Source organism: Streptomyces sp. NPDC096310, assembly GCF_044763125.1.
Classification (GTDB): Bacteria; Actinomycetota; Actinomycetes; order Streptomycetales; family Streptomycetaceae; genus Streptomyces.
Genome location: NZ_JBIWFO010000015.1, coordinates 121,482 through 144,546, shown reverse-complemented (window position 1 = coordinate 144,546; position 23,065 = coordinate 121,482). Strand labels below are relative to the sequence as shown.

The 23,065-nt window shown below is 73.3% G+C and carries 10 protein-coding genes; 7 read left to right on the top strand and 3 right to left on the bottom strand.

Features of this window, described 5'->3' with window-relative positions:
• Positions 1–128: 128 nt before the first annotated feature.
• Positions 129–1,082, bottom strand: coding sequence for a hypothetical protein (locus tag ACIQ7D_RS25365; protein ID WP_403941126.1), 954 nt, complete (start codon positions 1,080–1,082; stop codon positions 129–131).
• A 442-nt stretch (positions 1,083–1,524) separates the two neighbouring features.
• Positions 1,525–2,055, bottom strand: a complete 531-nt coding sequence (locus ACIQ7D_RS25360) for a DinB family protein (RefSeq protein ID WP_403941124.1) — start codon at positions 2,053–2,055, stop codon at positions 1,525–1,527.
• Between the two features lie 123 nt (positions 2,056–2,178).
• Here ACIQ7D_RS25360 and ACIQ7D_RS25355 point away from each other — a divergent pair, with 123 nt between their 5' ends.
• From ACIQ7D_RS25355 to ACIQ7D_RS25345, 3 genes are read left to right on the top strand one after another with little or no spacing between them, the layout of a single operon-like run.
• Positions 2,179–3,048: an ABC transporter substrate-binding protein gene (locus tag ACIQ7D_RS25355; RefSeq protein WP_403941122.1), complete on the top strand. Its 870-nt coding sequence runs from the start codon at positions 2,179–2,181 to the stop codon at positions 3,046–3,048.
• Positions 3,045–3,998, top strand: coding sequence for an amino acid ABC transporter permease (locus tag ACIQ7D_RS25350; RefSeq protein WP_403941120.1), 954 nt, complete (start codon positions 3,045–3,047; stop codon positions 3,996–3,998). Before ACIQ7D_RS25355 ends, ACIQ7D_RS25350 begins: the two co-directional genes overlap by 4 nt.
• Entirely contained in the window at positions 3,995–4,810 is an 816-nt protein-coding gene (locus ACIQ7D_RS25345; RefSeq protein WP_403941118.1) for an amino acid ABC transporter ATP-binding protein, read from the top strand. The genes ACIQ7D_RS25350 and ACIQ7D_RS25345 overlap by 4 nt, the downstream gene beginning before the upstream one ends.
• 317 nt (positions 4,811–5,127) lie before the next feature.
• On the opposite strand, the gene ACIQ7D_RS25340 is transcribed toward ACIQ7D_RS25345, so the two are convergent.
• Positions 5,128–6,294 (bottom strand): low temperature requirement protein A, encoded by a 1,167-nt coding sequence (locus ACIQ7D_RS25340; RefSeq protein ID WP_403941116.1) that lies wholly within the window; start codon positions 6,292–6,294, stop codon positions 5,128–5,130.
• Positions 6,295–6,955: 661 nt separating this feature from the next.
• Between ACIQ7D_RS25340 and ACIQ7D_RS25335 the strand changes: the two genes are divergently transcribed.
• The 4 genes from ACIQ7D_RS25335 to ACIQ7D_RS25320 all read left to right on the top strand — a co-directional run bounded on the left by ACIQ7D_RS25335 (position 6,956) and on the right by ACIQ7D_RS25320 (position 23,064).
• The gene (locus ACIQ7D_RS25335; protein WP_403941188.1) at positions 6,956–10,951 is read left to right on the top strand and encodes an amino acid adenylation domain-containing protein; all 3,996 of its coding nucleotides are present in this window, start codon (positions 6,956–6,958) and stop codon (positions 10,949–10,951) included.
• On the top strand, positions 10,948–20,514 hold the full coding sequence (locus tag ACIQ7D_RS25330; RefSeq protein ID WP_403941114.1) for an amino acid adenylation domain-containing protein: 9,567 nt from the start codon (positions 10,948–10,950) through the stop codon (positions 20,512–20,514). Before ACIQ7D_RS25335 ends, ACIQ7D_RS25330 begins: the two co-directional genes overlap by 4 nt.
• A gap of 84 nt (positions 20,515–20,598) precedes the next feature.
• Positions 20,599–21,471, top strand: a complete 873-nt coding sequence (locus ACIQ7D_RS25325) for a TauD/TfdA dioxygenase family protein (protein WP_403941112.1) — start codon at positions 20,599–20,601, stop codon at positions 21,469–21,471.
• Positions 21,472–21,687: 216 nt separating this feature from the next.
• The gene (locus ACIQ7D_RS25320; protein WP_403941110.1) at positions 21,688–23,064 is read left to right on the top strand and encodes a family 43 glycosylhydrolase; all 1,377 of its coding nucleotides are present in this window, start codon (positions 21,688–21,690) and stop codon (positions 23,062–23,064) included.
• Position 23,065: the final 1 nt, after the last annotated feature.

Here is a 23,065-nt window from a genome sequence, read left to right as displayed (position 1 = left end):
GACCGGGCGACGGATGCCGTCCGGGCGAGGCCGCCGGGCGGCGTACGTACCGGCGCGGTGCCGGAAGGCGTACGTACCGGCGCGGTGCCCGGCGACGTGCCCGGCGTGCCGTCATGAGCCGCCGGGGCTCACTTCAGCCGTGAGTCGCCCGCCGCGTGGGCGTCGGCCCGTGCCTCGGCGGCGCGCTCCGCCGCCTTCCCGGCGAGTTCGTTCCCGCGGTCCCGCGCGGCCGGCTTGGCGGAGCGGGCGGACGAGGTCGCCGGTGCGGTCTCGCCGGTGATTCCACCACGGACCCGGGCCAGGTCCCCGACCTTGAGCACGGGCGTGTTGCCGGTGGCGGTGAGCGCGCCCCGGACGATCGTGTTGTCGAGTACGGCGTTGGCGCTGTTGCCGGTGACCGCGAGATCGCCGCCGAGGTAGGTGGCGCCCCGGCAGGAGCCGAGCAGCCCCTCGCCGCCGAGCTGGAGGGCGTCCGCGTTGTCCTTGTACACGGTGTTGCCCTGGACCTCGCTGGCACAGAGGAGACCGCCGAGGGTGTTCCCGCTGACGGTGAGGGCGCCCTTGACCGTGGAGTCGTACACGTCGGTGTACTGGTTGCGGTCCCCGGTCAGGGCCCCGTCGAGGGTGCTGCCCGACACGTACAGCTCACCCGACTCGGCTCTGACGGTCCCTCCGAGGGCGGAGTCGACGGCGTACACGAAGCCCTCGGTGGCGGTGATGCCGGCCTTGACGGTGGTGTCCTGGAGATGGGCGCCGAAGGCGGCGCGGGTGGTCAGCGCGCCCTTGACGGTGGTGTCGGTGAGGTCGAGGTAGGCGTTCCCGCCCACGTTGACGGCCCCGTTGAAGGTGGCTCCCGCGGCGACGAGGTCGGCGCCGTCCTCGACGGTCACCGTGCCCTTGACCTTCGTTCCGGTCAGGGTGCAGGACTTGCCCGCCGGGACGACCAGGTCGTTGTTGACCGTGACGGCTCCGCCGTCCCCCACACAGGTGGTGTAGAGCGCCGCCTGCGCGGAGCCGGCGAAGGCGACGAGCCCTCCGGAGGCCACCAGCGAGGCCGTGGCGATGAACGTACGTACCTTCATGTCGTTTCCCTTCCGCTGCGGTGACGGACGCGCCGGGCGCGCGGCCGTGACCCCGTACGTCGACGGGGGTGCTGCACAGTGCGTGAGCGTGCGACCGCCGGGACGGCGGACGCGCAGCGCCTCGGGACGGGTGCAGTCGGAGGCCGACCCGGCCGTGGGGGGAGAGACGTGGAGAGACTCGTGCGGTGAGGGGCGTTCGATCGAACGCCGGGGGGCTGCGGTGTTACCGCGACGAAACACTTGTCCGGTGGGCCGAGACATTAGGGCGCCGCGTCGGGGCTGTCCAGAGGTTCGGAACGAATCTCTGAAACTTCCTCATGATCCGTCAAAAGATCTGCCGCTCAGAAGAAAAGGCTCTCCGGTGGCGCGGAGTGCGCACCACCGAAAAGCCCGGTCGGCGGGTCGGCGGATGAGTGAAGAGGCAGGTGAGCGGGTAGGGAGATCAGTCGGTACGGGCCGCGTGGAAGCGCTGGGTCAGGCCGATCTCCGCGATGTTCTTGGCCAGTTCGAAGTTGACCCAGCCCGCCACGTCCACCAGGGGCAGCTTCTCGCCCCACGGCAGCCCGGCGGTCCGCTCCGTGGAGTCGAGTTCGGCGTCGGTGAGCGGGAGCAGCGCCGCGCGCCACTCGTCCTTCAGCGCGCACAGCCAGTCACCGGCGGCCCCGGCGCCGCCCGGCCAGGTGATCTCCTCGCGTGCGGGCGCGCCGGGCCCGAAGCAGTGGGCGAGGGTGGTCGTCCACCAGTAGCCGATGTGCCAGGTCAGCCAGCCGATCGAGGTGGCCGGGGCGGGGTCGGGCTCCGTCGTCTCCCAGTCGGCCGCCCATGTTCCCCGGCCGTCGGGGCGTACGGTCCAGCACTCCGGCGCGGGCTCCCAGAGGCAGGCGGCGTCGTCCAGATCCCGCAGGTAGTACGCGAACAGGGACCAGGTCAGGTCGAGTTGGCGGGTCAGCAGTTCGACTCGGGCTACCGTCACCCGAGGAGCCTCGCAGCCTCCCCGATCGCCCGGCAAACCCTTTTGCGGCGTCCGGCGCGGAATTCACCCGGCCGCAATGCGGTGATCTCGACAGACACCCCCGCACGGTGGCACTCTCCCGCCATGCGTCCCACCGCCCGCGGTCTTCTCCCCGCCCTCCTCGCCCTCACCGTCGCCGCCGCCACGGGGTGTGCCCCGCAGGAGGAGCCGTCCGCCGGCGGTACGCCGGCCGGCCCGACCGCCTGCGTCGCGGGCGGGCTCGACACCAGAACCGAGGGGAAGCTGACGGTCGGTACGGACAAACCCGCGTACGCGCCCTGGTTCCAGGACGACGACCCGGCGAACGGGAAGGGCTTCGAGTCCGCCGTCGCGTACGCCGTGGCCAAGGCTCTCGGCTACGGGAGGGACGATGTCGTCTGGCAGACCGTCCCGTTCAACAACTCCGTCGCGCCGGGCGCCAAGAACTTCGACTTCGACCTCAACCAGATCTCCATCAGCGACGAACGCAAACGGGCCGTCGACTTCTCCTCCGGCTACTACGCCGTCCGCCAGGCCGTCGTCGCGCTGAAGTCGTCCCCGTACGCCGGGGCGAGGAGCGCCGGGGAACTGAAGGGGGCCAGGCTCGGCGCCCAGGTCGGCACCACGAGCCTCGACACCGTCGACGAGATCATCAAGCCGGAGCGCCGGCCCGCCGTCTTCCAGAAGAACGACCTCGCCAAGTCCGCGCTGCGCAACGGACAGGTCGACGCGATCGTCGTCGATCTGCCGACCGCGTTCTACATCACCTCCGCCGAGATCCCCGAGGCGAAGGTCGTCGGGCAGTTCGCCGACTCCTCGGGCGCGGCCGAGCAGTTCGGGCTGGCCCTCGACAAGGGCAGCGCGCTGACCCCCTGCGTCACCCGGGCGGTCGACACGCTCCGCGCGGACGGCACCCTCGCCGCGCTGGAGAAGCGATGGCTCGCCGACGCCGTCGACGCGCCGGTCCTCACATGACCGGCGGGAGCGTATGCGTCGGGAAGGGCGGCGGCGAGGACCCGGCGGAGCGGCGGGAGAGCGGCGGGCCGCGCACCGGAGATCCGTACCCGCCGGACGAGGCCGCGTACACGCCGTCGGCGCGGCGGCTCGCCCGCGAACGGTACAAGCGCGCCCGGGCCCGCCGCGCCACCGCCGTCGCCGCGCTCTCCACCCTGGTCACGGGCGCCGTGCTGTTCCTCGTCATCACCGGGTCGCCGGGCTGGCAGCGCACCCGCGAGACCTTCTTCAGCGCCGAGTACGCCCGGATGGCGCTGCCGCAGGTCCTCGACGGGCTGCTGCTCAATCTGCGGCTGCTCGCGGTGTGCGGCGTCTGCGTCCTCGCCCTCGGGCTGCTGCTGGCCGTCGCCCGTACGCTGCGTGGCCCGGTCTTCTTCCCGGTCCGGGCGCTGGCCGCCGCGTACACCGACTTCTTCCGAGGACTGCCCCTGATCATCTGTCTGTTGCTGGTCGTCTTCGGGGTGCCTGCGCTGCGGCTCCAGGGGGTCACCACCGATCCGGTGCTCCTCGGCGGCGCCGCGCTCGTCCTGACGTACTCCGCCTATGTCGCCGAGGTCTTCCGCGCGGGCATCGAGTCCGTCCACCCCTCGCAGCGGGCGGCGGCCCGTTCGCTGGGGCTGTCCAGCTCCAGGACGCTGCGGTACGTGGTCCTCCCGCAGGCGGTACGGCGGGTGGTGCCGCCGCTCCTCAACGATCTGGTGTCGCTCCAGAAGGACACCGGCCTCGTCTCGATCGCCGGGGCCGTGGACGCCGTGTACGCGGCGCAGATCATCACCGGGAAGTACTTCAACTACACGCCGTACGTGGTCGCGGGGCTCGTCTTCGTCGCGCTGACGATCCCCATGACCCGCTTCACGGACTGGGTCACCGCCCGGATGGACCGCCGCCGCGCGCAAGGAGGCACCGTATGACCGCCGACGCCCCGGACACCGGGCCCGCCCGTACGGCGGACCCGCCAGGAAGCGAGGCGGGCAACGCCCCTGTGCTGCGTCTGGAGTCCGTGCGCAAGACCTTCGGCCGGGACCGGGTCGTGCTGCGGGACGTCACCCTGGACGTCGCCCCGCACACCGTGACCGCGCTGATCGGCGCCTCCGGCTCCGGCAAGTCGACCCTGCTGCGCTGCGCGAACCTGCTGGAGGAGATCGACGACGGGGCGATCTTCCTCGACGGGACGGAGATCACCGATCCACGGGCCGACGCGGACGCGGTGCGCCGCCGGATCGGCGTCGTGTTCCAGTCGTACAACCTCTTCCCGCACATGACGGTGCTGCGCAACATCACCCTCGCGCCGCGCCGGGTCCTCGGCGTCCCCCGCGAGGAGGCGGAGACACGCGCCCGCGAACTGCTGGCCCGGCTCGGCCTCGGCGACAAGGCGGAGGAGTACCCGGACCGGCTCAGCGGCGGTCAGCAGCAGCGCGCCGCGATCGTCCGCGCCCTGGCGGTACGCCCCCGGCTGCTGCTGCTCGACGAGATCACCGCGGCGCTCGACCCCGAGCTGGTGGGTGAGGTCCTGTCGGTCGTACGGGACCTCAAGGGCGAGGGGATGACGATGGTGCTGGCCACCCACGAGATGGGGTTCGCCCGCGAGGTCGCCGACCAGGTGTGTTTCCTGGACGGCGGCGTGGTGCTGGAACGCGGCACACCGGACGAGGTCTTCGGCGCCCCGCGCCGGGACCGTACGCGGCGGTTCCTGCGCCGGATCGTGGAGGCGGGGCGTCTGTAGGACTGTTCGAAGTCCGCCACTTCACCTCGGCACCGTCGGGCGGCACGGTGTGCACCGAAGCCTTGGCTCTGACCTGGTCAGTATGCAATCGTAAAAACATTCACATCATGGAAACCTTTCCACGCGGAGGTGGGGCGGGGAGCCACGACCAAGGATGTCGCGGCACGGGCCGGTGTCACCCTCGACATCACGGACCGCCGGCCGATCGGACGGGACACGGGCCACCGTGCCGCACGCGCCGGAGAGGGCGCGGCACTTTGCCCCCTCCGGACGCCGTCGACCACCGCACGCCCTGGACCGGGCGCCTCCGGAGCGGGTCAGGAGTTCCGGGCGAGGCTCACGCCCACCGCGACCGTCACCGTCGCCACCAGACCGGCGGCCGGTACGGCCCAGGCGCCCGCGAAGGTGCACGCGGCCGTCGCCACCGCCGAGAGCGGCAGGACGAGTTGCTGGGCCGGCCCGGTCTTGAAGTGGCGTGCGTGCAGCAGCCAGACCGTGAACGGGAAGAGGGCGGCCGGTACGGTCACCGCCAAAGCGGCGGCGAACGTGGAGACATGGGCCTTGCCGACCGCGTGTTCCACGGCCACCTCCAGCCCCGCGCCGATCGCGGCGGCCGAAGCGAAGATCACGAAATGTCCGTAACCCCACTGGAAAGCCCGCCGGTTGTCGGTCAGCCGCTCGTGCGCGGGCACCGCGAAGTAGACCCACCAGGCGGCGAACACGATGAGGACGCCCCCGCCGGCGATGGGCAGCAGCTCCCCGAGCGCCCAGCCCTCGTCGAGGGCCTCCTGGACGGCGACGGTCGTCGCCGACATCGTCTCACCCAGCACGATCAGGGTGAACAGCCCGTACCGTTCCCCGATGTGGTGGGGGTGCCAGGGTGTCCGGTGGTCCCGCTCCGCGACCACCGGCACCAGGAGTTCGGCCGCGACCCCGGCCACGAACAGCCAGCGTCTCAGCGGCTCCGGCGCGGCCAGCAGCGCCACCCAGGCGGCCTGGCAGAGCACCACGCCGGCCGCGTACCGCACGGCGGTGCGCCGGGCCGGGCCCGCGGGCTCCGAGCGGGCCGCCCGGAGCCACTGCGCGGTCAGGGCCAACCGCATCACCAGATAGCCGAGGACGGTGACGGTCCAGTCGTCGTCGACGAAGGCCCGGGGGACACCGGCGGCGTAGATGAGCACCCCGCAGATCTGCACGAGGACCGCGATCCGGTACGGGACGTCGTCGCAGTCGTAGGCGGAGGCGAACCAGGTGAAGTTCATCCAGGCCCACCACACGCCCCAGAAGACGAGGAGGTAGCCGATGACCCCGGCGCCCGGGCGTCCCCCGGCGAGCGCGTGCACGAGCTGCGCGCCCGCCTGGGCGACCGCCACGACGAAGCACAGGTCGAAGAAGAGTTCCAGCGGGGTCGCGGTGCGGTGCGCCTCGGTACGGCTGCGCGCCGTCATCCGGCGCAGCGGCCCCGCTGCGGAGGTCGGCGTCATGGGGCCCAGCACACCAGAGCGGCGCGGTGGTGATGGGGAAGGCGCGCTTGTCAAGGTGTCCTGAAGGGCACGGTGACAGGATCGTACGGGCACCACAAGGTGGTCCTGAGGGCCTTACGGCGGGGTCGGGGCGGGGCAGCCGTAAGGTCGCGGCGCCGCGCGGCGGGGGGCTGACGCGCCCTCCGCGAGATGCTGTTCCGTCCGCCCGAACGCCGCCGCGCCCGTGGTCAATCGCCGCCGGCGACTCCGCCCGGACATGAACGGCCTTGCTCAGGGCGACCATTGACATGATCAGAATCATGTCCAATCATCATCGAGCCAGCGATGCCGACCAGGTGTCGGTGGCCCGGCGTCCGGTCGGTCGACACGCAGCAACGCACGCACGCGTACAGCACAGGTACGGGTACCGGCACCCCCGTACGGACGACACCGACAGCTACCTCCACACTGCCACGCACACCGTCATGCACACCGCCACACACTGACACTGTCTGACCCGGGCACGAACAGGGAACCACCACCGCCGGTGCGTCGACGCGCCGCGGAGGCGCGCAGCGCTCCCCCGCGTGACGACGACGTCCGCCGCGCCCGTCACACCCACCCGCGCGATCTCACTCCCCCACTGAGCTTCCCCCAGGGGAAAGGGCTGGTCTTGTCGGCGATACGCAGCTCCTCGGACACTTCCCACACCACGACCACGGCGCGGCAGCGCGCGATCCGGTCCCCCGGCGGCGGCGAGCCGCACGGGGAGCGGGGGACGCCGGTGCCGCTGTCGCCGACGCAGCAGCGGTTGTGGGTGCTGGCGCAGCGGGAGGGGGGCGGCGAGGCGTACAACGAACCGGTGGCCTTCTCCCTGCGGGGGCCGCTCGACCGTACCGTACTGCGCCGGGCCCTCGACGCGCTGGCCGCCCGGCACGAGTCGCTGCGTACCCGGATCGTCTCCGTGGACGGCGAGCCGTACCAGTGGATCGACCCGCCGGAGACGGGGTTCTGCCTCGTGGTGGAGGATCTGCGCGGGCGTCCCGACGCGGAGGCGCGGCTCGCCGCCCGGCGGTACGAGGAGTGCGCGGCACCGTTCGAGCCGGAGCGGGGCCCGCTGGCCCGTGGGCGGCTGCTGGTGCTGGGCGAGGAGCATCACGTCCTGCTCATCACGGTGCACCACATCGTGTTCGACGGGGCGTCCCGGGACATCATGCTGCGCGAACTCGGGCTGATGCACACCGCGTTGGCGCGCGGCGAGCGGACCGACGCCGTACTGCCCCCGCTGACCGCGCGGTACGCCGACCACGCGGCCCGGCAGCGGCGGTGGCTGGACGGCGAGGAGCCCGGCGCCGCAGAGGAGTTCGCCGCCCAGAGCGCCTACTGGGCCGGGGCCCTGGCCGACGCCCCGCCGCTGCTGGAGCTGCCGACCGACCGGCCGCGCCCTCCCGAGCAGGACTTCCGGGGCGGCCGGGTGCGGGTCGACCTCGACGCGCGGCTCACCGCGGCGCTCAAGGACCTCGCGCAACGGCAGGGCGTCACCCTGTACGCGACCCTGCTGACCGGCTGGTCCGTGGTGCTCCGGCAGCTGACCCGGCAGTCCGACATCGTTGTCGGCGCGCCGACGGCGAACCGCCGTCGCGGCGATGTCGGCGGGCTGATGGGCTTCTTCGTCAACACCCTCGCGCTGCGGGTCGACCTCTCGGGCACCCCGACGAGCGCCGACCTGCTCCAGCGGGTGCGCGGCACGCTCCGCGGCGCCCTGCACCACAGCGATCTGCCGTTCGAGCGGGTGGTGGAGCTGGTCAATCCGCCGCGCAGCCCCGCCTATTCGCCGCTCTTCCAGACCATGTTCGCGTGGGTGCCGTCGCTGCGGGGCCTGCTGGAGCTGCCCGGCGTCGAGACGGAGCCGCTGGACATCCCGTACGCGCCCGCCAAGTTCGACCTGGTGCTGGCGCTGGCGGAGGAGGACGGCCGGATCACCGGCGATCTGGACTACGCGAGCGCCCTGTTCGACCACGGGACGGTCGAGCGGTACGCGCGCTACCTGTCACGGGTGCTGGCGCAGATGGCCGAGCGGCCCGACCGGGAGATCGCCGACCTCGCCCTCATGGACGCGCGGGAGCGGCGGGAGCTGCTGGCGGAGTGGAGCACCGGGGAAGGCGGCCCGGCCGGCCCGGCGCTCTCCCTGGTCGAACGTTTCGAGGCGCAGGTACGCCGCCGCCCCGACGGCGCCGCCCTGGTGGCCGAGGGGGTGCGGCTGGACTACGCCGCGCTGGAGCGGCGCGTCGACCGGCTGGCCCACGCCCTGATCGCGCGCGGCGCCGGCCCCGGCCGGGTGGTGGGTCTGCACGCCGGGCGGTCGGCGGAGCTGGTGGTGGGGGTGCTCGGCATCCTCAAGGCCGGGTCCGCCTATCTGCCGCTCGACCCCGGCCAGCCCGCCGACCGGCTGGCCGCCATGGTGGAGGACGCCCGGCCCGCGCTGGTGCTCAGCGACCTGGCCGCGCCGCCGGGGTCCTGGTCCTCCCTCACCGGGGTCGAGGCGGAGGGCGGCGGCGACGGCGCCCCCGGGGTCGCGGTCCGGCCCTCGGATCCGGCGTATGTCATCTACACCTCCGGCTCGACCGGCCGCCCCAAGGGCGTCGTGGTGACGCACGGCTCGGTGACCAATCTGTTCGACCAGTGGCTGGCGCGGTTCGGGGACGCCCCGGGCGAGGCGGCCTCCGCCTGGTCGAGCATCGGGTTCGACGCCTCGGTGCACGAACTCCTCCTGCCGCTCACGACCGGCGCCGTACTCCACCTCGTCCCCGACGCGTTGCGGGGCGATCCGCGGGCGCTGATGGGCTGGCTGCGGGAGCACCGGGTCACGCAGGCGTTCCTGCCCCCTGCCTATGTCAAGTGGATCGACGAGGCCCCGCGGGAGCGGCTGGCGGGGCTGGCCCTGCGGCAGTTGCTGACGGGGGTGGAGTCCCTGCCCGAGACGGCGCTGTACCGGATGCGGCAGGTCCTGCCCGGGCTGCGTATCTGCTACGGCTACGGGCCGACCGAGGCCACGCTCTACACCACGGCGTACACCGACTTCCGGCCGCTGGAGCGGCCCTGCCCGATCGGCAGGCCGCTGCCGGGCACCCGGCTCTATCTGCTGGACGAACGGCTGCGGCCGGTACCGCCGGGGGTGGCGGGCGAGGTCTGTGTCGCCGGGGCGAGCCTGGCGCTGGGCTACGCGCACCGCCCGGATCTGACGGCGGAACGGTTCGTGCCCGACCCCTTCGTGCCCGGGGAGCGGATGTACCGTACGGGCGACCTGGCCCGGTGGCTGCCGGACGGCAACGCCACCTACGCGGGCCGGATGGACGACCAGATCAAGCTGCGGGGCTTCCGGATCGAACCCGGCGAGGTGGAGGCGGCGCTGCTGGCGCTGGACGGGGTACGGGAGGCGGCCGTGCTCGTCGACCGTACGGGCCCCGGGGAGCCGCGCCTGGTGGCGGGCGTCGGCCGGGGCGAGGCCGCCCCCCGGCCGCCCCACGCCTGGCGGGCGGCGCTCGCGGAGCGGCTGCCCGACTACATGATCCCCTCGGTCTTCGTCGAACTCCCCTCCCTGCCGCTGAACCGGAGCGGCAAGCTGGACCGTACGGAGCTGCTGGAGCGCTCCCGGGCCGCGCTGCCGTCCCAGGTCAACACGGGGACCCCGCGCGACCATGTGGAGATGGCGCTCCACCGGATCTGGAGCCGGCTGCTGCTCCATCCCCGGATCGGCATCAGCGACAACTTCTTCGACCTGGGCGGAACGTCGATCTCCGCCATCAAGGTGGCCCACGCCGTCCAGGAGGAGTTCGGCGAGGAGCTGCCGATCCGGGACATCCTGCTGCATCCGACCGTCGAGGCGCTGGCCGAGCGGCTGCGCGTGGGGGCGGCGGGGCGGCCTGGTCCCGGCGGCCCCGACAACCCGCTCATCGAGTTCCGCGCGGGTGACGGGGAGCGGCGGGTGGTCTGTGTCCATCCGGCCGGCGGTACCGCGTTCTGCTATCTCCCGCTGGCCGCAGCGCTGCCTTCGGAGGTCGGGGTCCAGGGCATCCAGTCCCCCGGTCTGCACGCGGGCGAGCTGCCGCTGCCGAGCGTCGAGGCCATGGCGGAGGAGTATCTGAAACGCGTCGGCCCCCGGCCCGGGGAGTCCCTGGTGCTGTGCGGGCTCTCGTACGGCGGTCTGGTCGCCCACGAGATGGGACGGCGGCTGGCGGCGGCCGGACACCCCCGGCTGAGTGTGGTCCTGCTCGACACCCACGGGACGGAGGACGCGGCGGCGCGCAGGGCGGTCGGTCCGGTGGACGCCGCCGAGTTCCGGGAGAAGCTCGTCAGGTTCAACGGGATGTACCCGGGCATCGAGGACGACCAGATCGACCGGTACTTCCGTATCTACAACCACAACCGGATGACCGCCCGGGACTATCCGCCGCCGCCCTCGGGCGCCCGGCTGGTGTTCGTCCAGGCCACCGCCGACGGCGAGGACGGTGATGAGGTACGGGAGTTCTGGCGACGGCGCGCCGGACAGGGGTGGTTGACCGAACCCGTGGCGTGCGGCCACTGGGACATGCTGGAGAGCGACGAGGTGCCCCGGGTGGCCGAGCTGATCACCGCCGAGCTGACCCGGCTCGCCGCCGTCGCGCTGGAGGCACGATGAGACCGGGAAGCGCCCTGGCGCGGGCCGTGTACGCACAGGCGCTTCGCACCCCGGACGCCGTCGCCGTGGCCGATGGGGAGCGGCGGCTCGACTACGGTGAACTCGCCGCCGCCGGGCGGGCGGTGGCGGAGGGACTGCGCCGCGCCGGGGTCCGTCCCGGCCAGGCGGTGGCCCTCGCGCTGCCCCGCTCCTGGCAGCAGGTCTGCGCCATGCTCGGTGTGCTGTGCCTCGGCGCCCGGGTCGTACCGCTCGATCTGCAGAGCCCGCCGGATCGGCGTCGCCATATCCTGACCGACTCGGCCAGTGTGGCGGTGATCCACGGCGGAACGGCGTCTCCACCCGCGCCGGACGGTCCCCCGGACCCGGTGCGCCACCTGCCCGGGACCGTACGGCCGCTGCCGGTCGACGCCCTGCTCGCCACGGACCCGGGAGCATCGGAGCAACAGGACTCTCCTGACGGGTCGTTGGCTGACCGGTCGGTCTCCTTCCTCTTCTACACCTCGGGAACGACCGGTGTTCCCAAGGGGGTCGAGGTACGGGACGCCGGTGTGCTGCGCCTGGCGATGCCCGGCTACCTCAAGACCGCCGAGGGCGCGCGCTTCGCCGCTCTCGCCAACCCCGCCTTCGACGCGCTGAGTTTCGAGGTGTGGGTGCCGCTGCTGACCGGCGGGCGCTGTGTGATCCTCGGCGACGAGGCCGTGCGTACCCCGCACGAGCTGGCCGCGACGCTGAAGCGCGAACGTATCGACACGGTGTTCGTCACGACGGCGCTCTTCAACGCGGTGGTCGACACCGTGCCCGACTGCTTCTCCGGGACCGGCCAGGTCCTGATAGGCGGCGAACAGCTCAACGCGGCCCTGATACGGCGCTGGTACGCGCACAACGCGACGAGCGCGACCCGGCTCCACAACGTCTACGGGCCGACGGAGGCCACCACGTTCGCCCTGTGCCACCCCATCCCGCGCGACTTCGGCGGCGACCGGGTACCGATCGGACGGGCACTGCCGGAGACCGGGACCCTGCTGGTGGTCCCCGGCACCGAGCGGACAGCCGAGCCCGGCGAGACGGCCGAACTCCTGCTCTCCGGCGCGGGACTCGCGGCCGGGTACCGCAACCTCCCCGAGGAGACCGGGCGCCGCTTCGTCCGGCTCCCGTGGCACGACGGCGGCCGGACCCGCCACTACCGCACCGGCGATCTCGTGCGCGCGGACGCCGACGGGGTCGTCGAGTACGTCGGGCGCGCCGATCGCCAGGTGAAGGTCCGTGGCTTCCGGATCGAACCGGGCGAGGTGGAGCGGCGGATCGTTGCACACCCGGCCGTACGCCAGGCGTACGTGTGCACCCGCCGCGACGGGGAGCACGGGCCGAACGAGCTGCTGGCGTACGTGGTGTTCGGGCGGGAGCTGTCCTTCGAGGAGTTCGACCGCCATCTCGCGGCCGGGCTGCCCGCCTACATGCGCCCGCACCATCTCCACCGGGTCGACGCCCTCCCTCTCACCGCCAACGGCAAGGTCGACCGGGCGGCGCTGGTGGGCCGCGCCGCCCCGCCCTGGCGTCCCGGCGGCGACGGGGAGCCGGTCACGGTCACCGACCGGCAGCGTGAAGTGCTCGACCTGGCTTCGGGGATCCTCGGCGTACCGGACCCTCGGCCCGAAGACCGCTGGATCGCTCTGGGCGGCGACTCGCTCAAGGCCCTGCGGCTGCGCTTCGAGGTACGGCGGCGCTGGGGCCGCGAACTGCCCCAGTCGGCCGTGCTCGACGCGAGCCTCGCAGGGATCGCCGAGGCGGTCGGCGAGCCGGTCGGCGGCGCGACGGGCGAGGCGACGGGCCGTACGTCCGACGACACGACAGGCGGCGCGGCCGGCGGCGCGCCCTGGCCGGTGCTCGCCGCTCCCTCCGGGGCCCGCACCGCGCCCGCCACCAGCGAGCAGCAACGCCTCTGGTTCGTGCAGCAGCGCTCCCCGGGCTCCCGCGCCTACAGCGTGGGCCAGGCGTTCCGGTTGGACGGTACGGTCGACGCGGCCGCCCTGCGCCGCTCGCTGCGCGGACTGGTCGAGCGGCACCCGGCGCTCCGTACGGCTTTCGAGGCGGCGCCCGAGGGACTGCGCCAGGTGGTGGGCGAACCGTACGACCCGTGGCACGAACCCGGTTCCGGCGCGGGCGGCGACGAGGCGGGCGCGCGGGCCTTCGCCGACACGTTCTTCGGCCGGCCCTTCGAGCTGTCCGAGCCCCGGATGTTCCGGGCGTGCTGGCTGCCGTGGGAAGGCGGCGGGGTGCTGCTGCTGCATCTGCACCACATCGCGGTCGACGGCTGGTCCCTCAACGTGCTGCTGGCCGACCTGTCGGCCGGTTACGCCGACGCGCTCGAAGACACGGACCCACCTGCGTCGGCGTCGGAGCCCCCGCCACGGCCCGTGTCCGGGGCGCCCACCCCGCTCGACCACGCCGTCTGGCAGGCGGATCGGTTCGCCGGCCCCGCCTACCGGGAGCAGCGCCGCGCCCTGCGCGACCACTACGCGGGCCCGGCGGCGACGGCGGGACAGCAGTCCCTGCCTGACACCGGTCGCACCGTCTCGGCCGGCCGGCTGCTGCACACCTCGCTCGACGCCGGGCGCCGCGCCTCCGTGGACCGGCTCTGCGCCGAACTCGGTCTGACCCGCTTCGAGTTGCTGTTCGGTGTCTTCGCGTGCGGTCTGTACGGGGTGACCGGTATGACCCGGCCGCGCCTCGCCGGTCCCGTGGCCAACCGGCCGGTGCGGGAGTTCGAGGACAGTGTGGGGATGTTCGCCAACACCGTGCTGCTGCCGCTGACCGTCGCACCCCGCGAAGGACTGCGTGACCAGGTCGCGCGGCTGGGCGCCGGTGCGCGGGCGGTGCTGGAGCGGCAGGACGTGGCGCTGGCCGATGTCCTGGCCGACCAGGGGACCGCCCCGGGCACGGCGGGCTCCCGTACAGGCGGTATCGGCACCTCGCCGTTCGACTTCCTGTTCGTCCTGGAGAACACCGACTTCGGGGCGCTGGCCCTGCCGGGGTGCGCCTCCCGGCCCCTGTGGGGGGCGCCCGCCGAGGCCAAGTGCCCGATGACCCTCTCCGTGGTGGAGCGCCCGGACGGTCTCGACTGCCTGTGGGAGTACGCCGACGACCACTTCGGCGCGGATCAAGTCGCCGCGCTGGCAGACCTGTTCACCCGCGCCGTCGACCTGCTCGCCGACGGGGCGGCGACGACCCCGGCCGAACTGGCGGCGCCGTACCGGCGCACCCTGCCCGAACCGGGGCGCGGGGCGACGGCCTCCCTGGCCTGGACGACGGTGGCGGAGGGGTTCGCACGCCAGGTCGCCAGGACGCCCGACGCGCCCGCGCTCAACGACGGTGCGCGGGCGGTGGGTTACGCCGAACTCGACCGGTACGCGGCGGCGCTCGCGGCCGAACTGCGCGCCGCCCACCCGCTGCCGGCGGACGACGGCGCCCCCTGCCATGTCGCGCTCCACCTCGACCCCTCCGTCGAGCACGTGGTGGCGCTGCTGGCCCTGGCCCGGCTCAATGTGACCGTCGTACCGCTCGATCCGTCCTACCCGCCGGCCCTGCTGCGGCAGATCCTGGAGCGGGTGCGCCCGCTGTGCGTACTGCTCCCGCCCGGTGGGGACGCCGCGTTCGACACCGTGGACCCGGGCGGTCTCGCACGGCACACCGTCACCCTGTCGACGGCACCGGCCCCGCCCGTACCACCGCACGACGGCGCCCGCCCGCTCTACACCCTGTTCACCTCGGGCTCCACCGGTGTCCCCAAGGGGGTGCGGGTCTTCGACCGTACGCTGTGCAATCTGCTCCAGTGGCAGACGGAGTCAGGCGGTCTCGCGGAGCCCGCCGTCACCCAGCAGTTCTCCATGCTCTCCTTCGACGTCTCCTTCCAGGAGATCCTCGGGACCCTGTGCGGCGGTGGCTGTCTCCATCTCGTGCGGCCCGCCTGGCGGCAGGATCCGCCGGCGCTCCTCGACCAACTGGAGGCGGCCGGCGCGGAGCGCCTCTTCATGCCGTACGTGGCGTTGCAGCTCCTCGCCGAGCACGCCGTCCACCTCGGCCGGTACCCCGTCCGGCTGCGCGAGGTGGTGACCGCGGGCGAACAGCTCGTGTGCACCGACGCGATCCGTCGGTGGTTCGCGGGGATGCCGGGCGCCCGGCTCTTCAACCACTACGGTCCCACCGAGACGCATGTGGTGAGCGCGCTGTGCCTGGACGGGGACCCGGCGCGCTGGCCGGACCGCCCGGCCATCGGGCGGCCGGTCGCGGGCGCCGTGCTGCGTGTGGTGGACGAGGCGGGCGAGCCCGTTCCGTCCGGGTGCACCGGTGATCTGCTGATCGGCGGCACGATGGCGACCCGCTGCTATCTCGACGACCCGGCGCTCAACAAGGCACGGTTCGTGGAGGTGCCCGGTCCCGGCCTGTTCTACCGCAGCGGCGACCGTGCCTCCTTCGACCGGGAGGGCCTGCTGCACTACCGGGGCCGGGACGACCAGCAGATCAAGCTGAGCGGCCACCGGCTGGAGCTCGGCGAGGTGGAGGCGGCCCTGCTGCGCCACCCGGAGATCGTGCAGGCCGTCGTGGTGCGCGACGGTGAACGCCTGGTGGCCTGCCTCCAGTTCCGCGACCGACCGCCGAAGGACGGGACGCGGACGCCCCCGGCACCGGCCGGTGACACCCCGACCGTCCGGGCGCTCCGGGCGCATCTCGCGCCGCTGCTGCCGCCGTACGTACGGATCGACCGCTTCCGGCGGCTGGACGCCCTGCCGCGTACCCCCAGCGGCAAACTCGACCGGGAGGGCGCGCTGCGCGCCGTCGGCCACGAGCTGCCGAACGGCACCGAGGGTCCGGTCGGCGCCGATGCCGTACCGCCGGAGACGGGGGCGGGCGGTGCTCCCGGTCGGGAGGCGCTGCTGGCCGCCGCGTTCGAGGCGGCGACGGGCTCGCCCATCGGCCCCGACCAGACCTTCTTCGACGCCGGGGCGTCGAGCCTCGGTCTGATGCGCTTCCATCTGCGCTGCACCACCGAACTGGGTCTGCGCCTCACCGTCGCCGACCTGTTCGAACATGTCACCCTCCGGGCGCTGGCCCGCTTCCTCGACGGTCGGGCACCCGCGACACGGCCGACCGCGAGCCGGTCGGACGCGGGCCGGTCGGACGGCAGGTCGGACGCGGCCCAGGCGGACGCGGGCCGGTCGGACGTGGGCCGGTCCCGCGCCGCGGCCGATGAACCGATCGCCGTCATCGGCATGGCGGTACGGCTGCCGGGCGCCGCCGGTCTCGGCGCGTTCTGGGAGATGGTGCGGACGGGCGGCAGCGGTATCGAGTACTTCGACGCCCCCGACGGTGTCGTCGGGGCACGCAGCCTGCTCGACGGGCCCCTCGCCTTCGACCCCGACCACTTCTCCCTCAGCCCGCAGGAGGCCAGGCTGATGGACCCCCAGCAGCGTCATCTGCTGATGAGCTGCGCGGACGCGCTGGCCCACGCGGGCATCGCCGATCCGTCCACGCCGCGCGTGGGGCTGATCGCCGGAGCCGGGGAGAACACGTACTTCCAGGCCATGCTGCGCGAGGCCGACCCGGCGCTGCTGCCCGACACCTTCCAGCTCGCCCTCCACCACGAGAAGGACTTCCTCGCCACCAAGGCCGCCTACCACCTCGGTCTGACGGGTCCCGCCTTCACCGCCCAGGCGGCGTGTGCCAGTTCGCTGGTCGCCGTCCATCTCGCGGCCGGTCTGCTGCGTCAGGGCGACGCAGAGGTGATGCTGGCGGGCGGCGTACTGATCGACATGGAACTGGCCGGCGGCTACCGCTACCGGCCGCAGCACATCTTCTCGGTGGACGGTCACTGCCGGCCCTTCAGCGACGACGCGAGCGGCACCGTCGGCGCCAGCGGGGTCGGGGTGGTGGTGCTCAAACCGCTGAGCCTGGCCGAGCGCGACGGCGACACCGTCTACTCGGTGATCACCGGCTCGGCCCTCAACAACGACGGTTCCGACAAACTCAGTTACAGCGCGCCCTCGCTCTCCGGCCAGCGGGAGGTGATCCGGGCCGCCCTGCGCCGCGGCGGCCGGACCGGGGCCGACCTCGGCTATGTGGAAGCGCACGGCACCGGCACCACACTGGGCGACCCGGTAGAGGTCGGCGCCCTGCGCCAGGCGTTCGACGTGGCGGAGTCCGGGCGCTGCGCGCTGAGTTCGGTCAAGAGCCAGATCGGGCATCTCGGCGCGGCGGCGGGAGTGGTCGGGCTGATCCGGGCCACGCTCTCCGTCCACCACGGAATCGTTCCGCCGCACTCCGACTTCCGCGCCCTCAACCCGCGGATCGGCCCGGATCCGACGCCGTTCCACATCCCGGCCGAGGCGCGGCCCTGGCCCGCCGGGCGGGACCGGGTGGCGGCGGTGAGCAGCTTCGGCATCGGCGGCACCAACGCCCATGTGATCCTCGAAGGGGCCGATCGGAACAGTGTGTTCCACTCGGCCGCGCAAGCCGGGCCGCCCGCCGGGCCGCACTCCGACGGACCCTCCGGGATGCCCGCCGCCCCACCCTGTCTGACGCTGTCGAGCAGCAGCGAGAGCGCGCTGCGTACCGACGCCGCCCGGATCGCCGACTATCTGACGGCCCACCCGGAGGCGTACGGGCAGGTCCTGCGCCATGTGCAGGCGGGCCGGCCGGCGCGTCGCTGGCGGATCGCGGCGGTCTGCCAGAACGCCGCCGAGGCCGTCGAGTGGCTGCGTACGGCGGTCCCGGTCGCCGTGACCCCGGCCGGTGACCCGGTCCGGGCGAGTGAACGTACGGCACAGGAACTGGCGCGGGCCTGGACGGCCGGACGGCCGCTCGACTGGCCGGCCGGTCCCGCGCAGGCACCGTGGGACTTCCCGCCGCCCGCCTTCGCGACGGCCGACTACGACTTCGCGCGCGCCGCACGCCCGGACAGCACAGGCGGCGCTCCGCCGGCCGGCCAGGCGGCCGGGGAAGGGCCGCGGCGGCTCCCGGAGGGCGCGTGGCTGCGCCAGCCCCAGTGGGTACGGCTGCGCCACGCCGCCACCACCGTCTCCCGTACCTCCCGGCCGCTGGTGGTGATGGCGGACGCTCCGGTACGGCCGGAGGCGATCCGTGGATTCGAGGCCGGCCACGCCCGGGTGGTGCCGGTCGTCGCCGCGGGCGGGTTCGCGCGGCGGGACGACGGTGGGTACGAGGTCGACCCGGCCGACCCCGCGTCCCTGCGCGAACTCCTCGACGCGCTGGCGCAGGCGGGCCACGACACCATCGACTGGCTGCACGCGCTGCCGCTCGGGCTCGAAGGGCCGGTCGGCCCCGGCACCCTGGAGCGCGCCCGCTGGGCCTGCCTCGACACACCGGCCGCGCTGCTGCGCGCGGTGGCCGAGACACCGGGAGCACCACGGTTGCGCCCGTGGTGGCTCTCGTACGGGGCGACGCCGGTGGACGGCCCCGTACGGCGGCCGGAGGCGAATCTGCTGGCCGGCGCCGTCGCGGTGGCACCGCAGGAGGGGACGGCGGCCGGGCGGTGGCTGGATCTCCCGGCCGCGGACCCGGACGGCTGGGCCACACCGGTGGCCGCGCTGGTGGCCGCGGCCGATGACACCGGCGCCGGATCCGCGCTGCCGGGGCAACTCGCGCTGCGGCAGGGGTTCTGGTGGGAGCGGATCACCCTGCCGGTGTCGGCGGGCGGGGACGACCCTGGCGGCGCGGACGGTGTGACGGGCGCCGACGGCGTCCATCTCGTGCTGGGTGGTACGGGCGGGATCGGCGCCGCCGTCGCGGCCTGGCTGCTGGAGCGTACCGGCAGCCGGGTCCTTCTCCTGGCCCGAAACCCGGTGCTCCCACCGGAGTTGACGCCCTGGGCGGACCGGGTCGAGCTGATCGGGGCGGATCTCGCCGGGGAGGCGCCGGAGGAGATCGCTGCCCTGATCGGCGGGCGGACCGGGCGTCTCGACAGTGTGATCCACGCGGCGGGGGCGGCTGCGGGCGCTCTGATCGTACGGCGCGACCCGACCGCGATGCGCGCGGCGACGGCGGCCAGGGCGGGGGGCGCGCTGCTGACGGAGCTGCTGATCACGCGCTATCTGCCGGGGCTCGCGGTCTACTGCTCCTCGATGTCGGCGCTGCTCGGCGGTGTCGGCCAGTTCGACTACGCGGCGTCCAACGCGCTGCTCGACGGCTTCGCCCACCACCGGTCCGGTGAGGGGGAGACCACGGTACGGCTCACCGTCAACTGGGACGTGTGGCGCGAGGCGGGCATGGCGCTGCGGGCGCCGCGCGCGGACGCCCGCCATCAGGCGCATCTCGCGGTCGGTCTGACGGTGGCGGAGGGACAGCGGCTGTTCGGGCGGGCCGTGGCGCTGCGGCTGCCGCAACTCCTCGTCTCCACCACGGATCTCGACGCGTCCCGGGTGTTCTACGAGGAGCCCGCGGCAGGCTCCCAGGCGACCACGGCCGGCTCCCCGGCCGCCGGGGCGGAGACGGCGGCGCCGTCCACGGAGGCCGCGGTGGGGCTGCTCACCGAGCAACTGTGCGCGTGGATGGGGGTGGACCGGCTCGACCCGGAGGTCCCGCTCTACGACCTGGGCGCCGACTCGCTGACCATGCTGGACCTGATCAGCGAGGTCAAACGGCACTTCGGGGTCGAACTCGAACTGTCCTGGCTCAGCCACCGGGTCTCGCTCGCCGAGATCCTGGCCCGGCTGGACGCGACACCCCACGACGCCGCCTCCTCCGACGTGACCCACTCCGACGTGGCCCACTCCGACGTGGCCCACTCCGACGTAGAACTGGAGATCTGGCAGGAGGGCACCGGGCACGAGGTGCTGTGCCTGGTGCACCCGGTCGGCGGCGACATCCAGGCGTACCGGTCGCTGGTGTCGGCGCTCGATCCGGCGCTGACCGTCTGTCTCATCGCCGACCCGGCGCTGCGCCGGCCCGGCCTGCCGGAGTGGACCCTGGCCGAGCGGGCCCGGCGCTATGACGCCGCGCTCCTCGCACGGTTCCCCGCCGGACAGTGGCGGCTCCGGCTGGCCGGCTGGTCCTTCGGCGCCTGGGTGGCCGCGGAGATGGCCGCCCAGGCCGAGGCGGCCGGCCGGGTGGTGGTCTCGCTCGACCTGCTCGACCCGCCCCCGCCGGACTCCGGCGCGCGTTTCCAGGCGTACGACGAGACCCAGCTCGGCACGGTGTTCGCGGCCGAACTCGGCCACAAGGGGGGCGCGTCGGCCGGTGAGCACGCGCGGGCCTACGCCGAACGGCTCGCCGCGTGCTGCCGGGCCAATCTGCGCAGCATGGCCACGCACGCGGTGCGGCGGCTCGCGGCCACCCCCGCGCGGCTGTGGCTGGCACGGCAGTTGGTGGCGGGCATGCCCTCCCTGGGGTCGCCGGAGGAACAGTGGGCGCGGTGGCGGCCGTACCTCCCGGAGTCCCGTTCCTGGTATCCGCTCGACACCACCCACTACGGCATCGTCCAACAGCCGTATGTGGCCACGGTGGCCGGGGCGATCAACGCGGCCGCCCGCGACACCCCGGAGAGCGGCTGATCCGGCGCCCGTGGGCCACGTACCACCCCACGGGCAACCCCCGTGCCCGTCAGCACCCGTTCGCCCACCCCACAGGAGGAAGTCGTGGAGAGTTACGAACTGGAGGCGCTCGCCCGCGTCACCACCAGGCCCCCGAAGGACTACCGCACCCTTCAGGTCGCGCCCCTCACCCCTGTCATCGGTGCCGAGGTCTCCGGCGTCGATCTCTCGCGGGAGCTGTCGCAGGAGCAACTGGCCGAGGTGAAGGAGGCGTTCCTCGACCATCATGTGCTGGTCTTCCGCGACCAGGTCCTCACGCAGGAGGACCACAAGCGCTTCGCCGGTCACTTCGGTGAGCTGCGGCCGGTCAACCCGCCGCCGCCCGAGGGCGATCCGTACATCCTGGAGATCAGCACCACCGCCGAGGCGGCCAATGTGGCGGGCAACGGCTGGCACGCCGACGGCACCGCCGACGAGGAGCCCTCCCTCGGCTCGATGCTCTATCTGACCCGGGTGCCGGAGCCGGGCAGCGGGGGCGACACGCTCTTCGCCAACATGCATCTCGCCTACGAGATGCTGTCCCCCGCCCTGCGCTCCCTCCTCGACGGTGTGACCGCCGTCCACGACGGTCTCGTCGCCTTCCAGGGGCAGACTCCACCGCCGGGCTACGTGGTGCCCAAGAGCGAGCATCCGCTGGTGGTACGCCATCCGGAGACCGACCGGAAGATCCTGTACGTCAACCGGGCGTACACCGCGCGGATCCCCCAACTGTCGTCCGACGAGAGCCGGGCCCTGCTCGACCTGCTCTTCGACGTGGTGCCGAACCGGCCCCTGCTGAGCTGCCGGGTCCGCTGGGCGCCCAACACCCTGGTGTTCTGGGACAACCGCTGCGTACAGCACCACGCGACGTACGACTACTACCCGTACAGCCGCTACGGCCAGCGCGTCGCCATCAACGGAGGCCCGCTCAAGGGCTGAGCCCCGTCCGTATCCCACTCGTCGCCCCGAGCCCGGGTCCGCCGCCGTCCACGCGGCGGACCCGGCCGTTCCGGCGGAGCGCGGGGCGCCTCCGGATTAATTTTCCGACCTGTTGACGAAATTCAGCGCGCCTTCGCATGCTGTACGGCATGCCACCCCAGGACGGCTTTCCGGCAGGGCACCGGCATCCTGGACGACTGAGAAGGGCGTGACCTGATGACCAGTTCAGAGAGCGAGTCGCATGTCGACCGGAGGGCCTTGCTGGCGGGTGTCGCCGGTTCCCTGGCGGTGACGGCGGTCCTCCCGGCGGCCACCGCGCAGGGGGCGCCCGTGGACGCCGGGACGGCGCGGACGGCGCCCTCGCGGGGCGCGCCGGGCCGGCGTTACCCGTCGAACCGGCCCGCCCTGGAGCCGTACGGCCTCGCGGACGCCGGTCCTGACCTGTGGCCGCGCGAGGACAACTCCTTCGTCCTCCCGCTCGAACCGCGCCCCCGTGACACGGCTCGCGGCCAGGTCTGGATGCGGGACACCTACGTCAACTGCTTCGTCGTCGACGGCCGTCCGCTGTACGTGGCCACGGGCACCACCCGGGTGCCCGGGCTCGAAGCGGCCGGCCCGTGGAACGACGGCATCTTCGTATGGCTGGCCCGGTCCCTGCGGGGGCCGTGGAAGCTGGCCGACACGACCCGGATCCGGCCCGGCGCCGAGAAGGGCAAGGTGTGGTCGCCCGAGTTCGCCGACGAGAACCGGCCCGGCCGTACGGTGGTCGCACCGTGGCAGGAGTACTGGTACGACGACCAATTCGGCAAGCGCGGCCAGGCCTGGGCACCGGAACTCCACTACTTCCGCGGCAGGTGGTACATGGTGGCGTGCATGGGCGACCACTCCCGCAAGGTCGGTTCGTTCATGCTGGTGAGCGAGGGCGGGGTGGAGGGCCCGTACCGGCTCGTCGAGGGCAACCTCGACAAGCCGTTCGGTGACTCGTTCATCGGAGGCCCCTCGTTCATCGAGCCGGGCGCCTACCACCACATCGACGGCAGCCTCTACTCGGAGGGGAACGACGCCTGGCTCGTGCTCCACAACGACCTGTACGCGAAGTTCCGGGACGACATGGAGGACATCGTCACCACCACGGACCTCCCGAGGTTCCGGCAGACCCCGTACACGCCCGAGCCGTATCTCGAAGGCGCCTACGTGTTCAAGCACGGGGGCAAGTACTACCTGCTGCACGCCGCGTGGGACCGGACCTCGATCGATCCCGACGGCAGCCCGAGATACGCGTACGCCCCGCCCGGCGACGGACGGGTGCAGTACCAGTACGACGCGGTCGTCGCCGTCTCGGACCGCTTCGAGGGCCCGTACTCGAAGCGCTGGACCGCGGGGGTCGCCGCCGGACACAACAACTTCTTCGTGGACAGCGGCGGCGACCTGTGGGGGACGTTCTTCCGCAACCCGAACTTCGGCTACTGGTCCCATCCTTCACGGATCGCGGACGCCGCCGTGCCGGGGGTGGTCCGGCTGGAGTGGACCGGACCGAAGGGCAACCGCCTGTACGTCCAGCGCGCCGACAGCAGCCGTACGAGCGGCGGCTGAC

What these genes read in the sequence shown, in the direction of transcription:
- ACIQ7D_RS25365 (WP_403941126.1), bottom strand. Translation starts at nt 1,082, where the DNA reads ATGAAGGTACGTACGTTCATCGCCACGGCCTCGCTGGTGGCCTCCGGA.
- ACIQ7D_RS25355 (WP_403941122.1), top strand. Translation starts at nt 2,179, where the DNA reads ATGCGTCCCACCGCCCGCGGTCTTCTCCCCGCCCTCCTCGCCCTCACC.
- ACIQ7D_RS25350 (WP_403941120.1), top strand. Translation starts at nt 3,045, where the DNA reads ATGACCGGCGGGAGCGTATGCGTCGGGAAGGGCGGCGGCGAGGACCCG.
- ACIQ7D_RS25345 (WP_403941118.1), top strand. Translation starts at nt 3,995, where the DNA reads ATGACCGCCGACGCCCCGGACACCGGGCCCGCCCGTACGGCGGACCCG.
- ACIQ7D_RS25340 (WP_403941116.1), bottom strand. Translation starts at nt 6,294, where the DNA reads ATGACGCCGACCTCCGCAGCGGGGCCGCTGCGCCGGATGACGGCGCGC.
- ACIQ7D_RS25330 (WP_403941114.1), top strand. Translation starts at nt 10,948, where the DNA reads ATGAGACCGGGAAGCGCCCTGGCGCGGGCCGTGTACGCACAGGCGCTT.
- ACIQ7D_RS25320 (WP_403941110.1), top strand. Translation starts at nt 21,688, where the DNA reads ATGACCAGTTCAGAGAGCGAGTCGCATGTCGACCGGAGGGCCTTGCTG.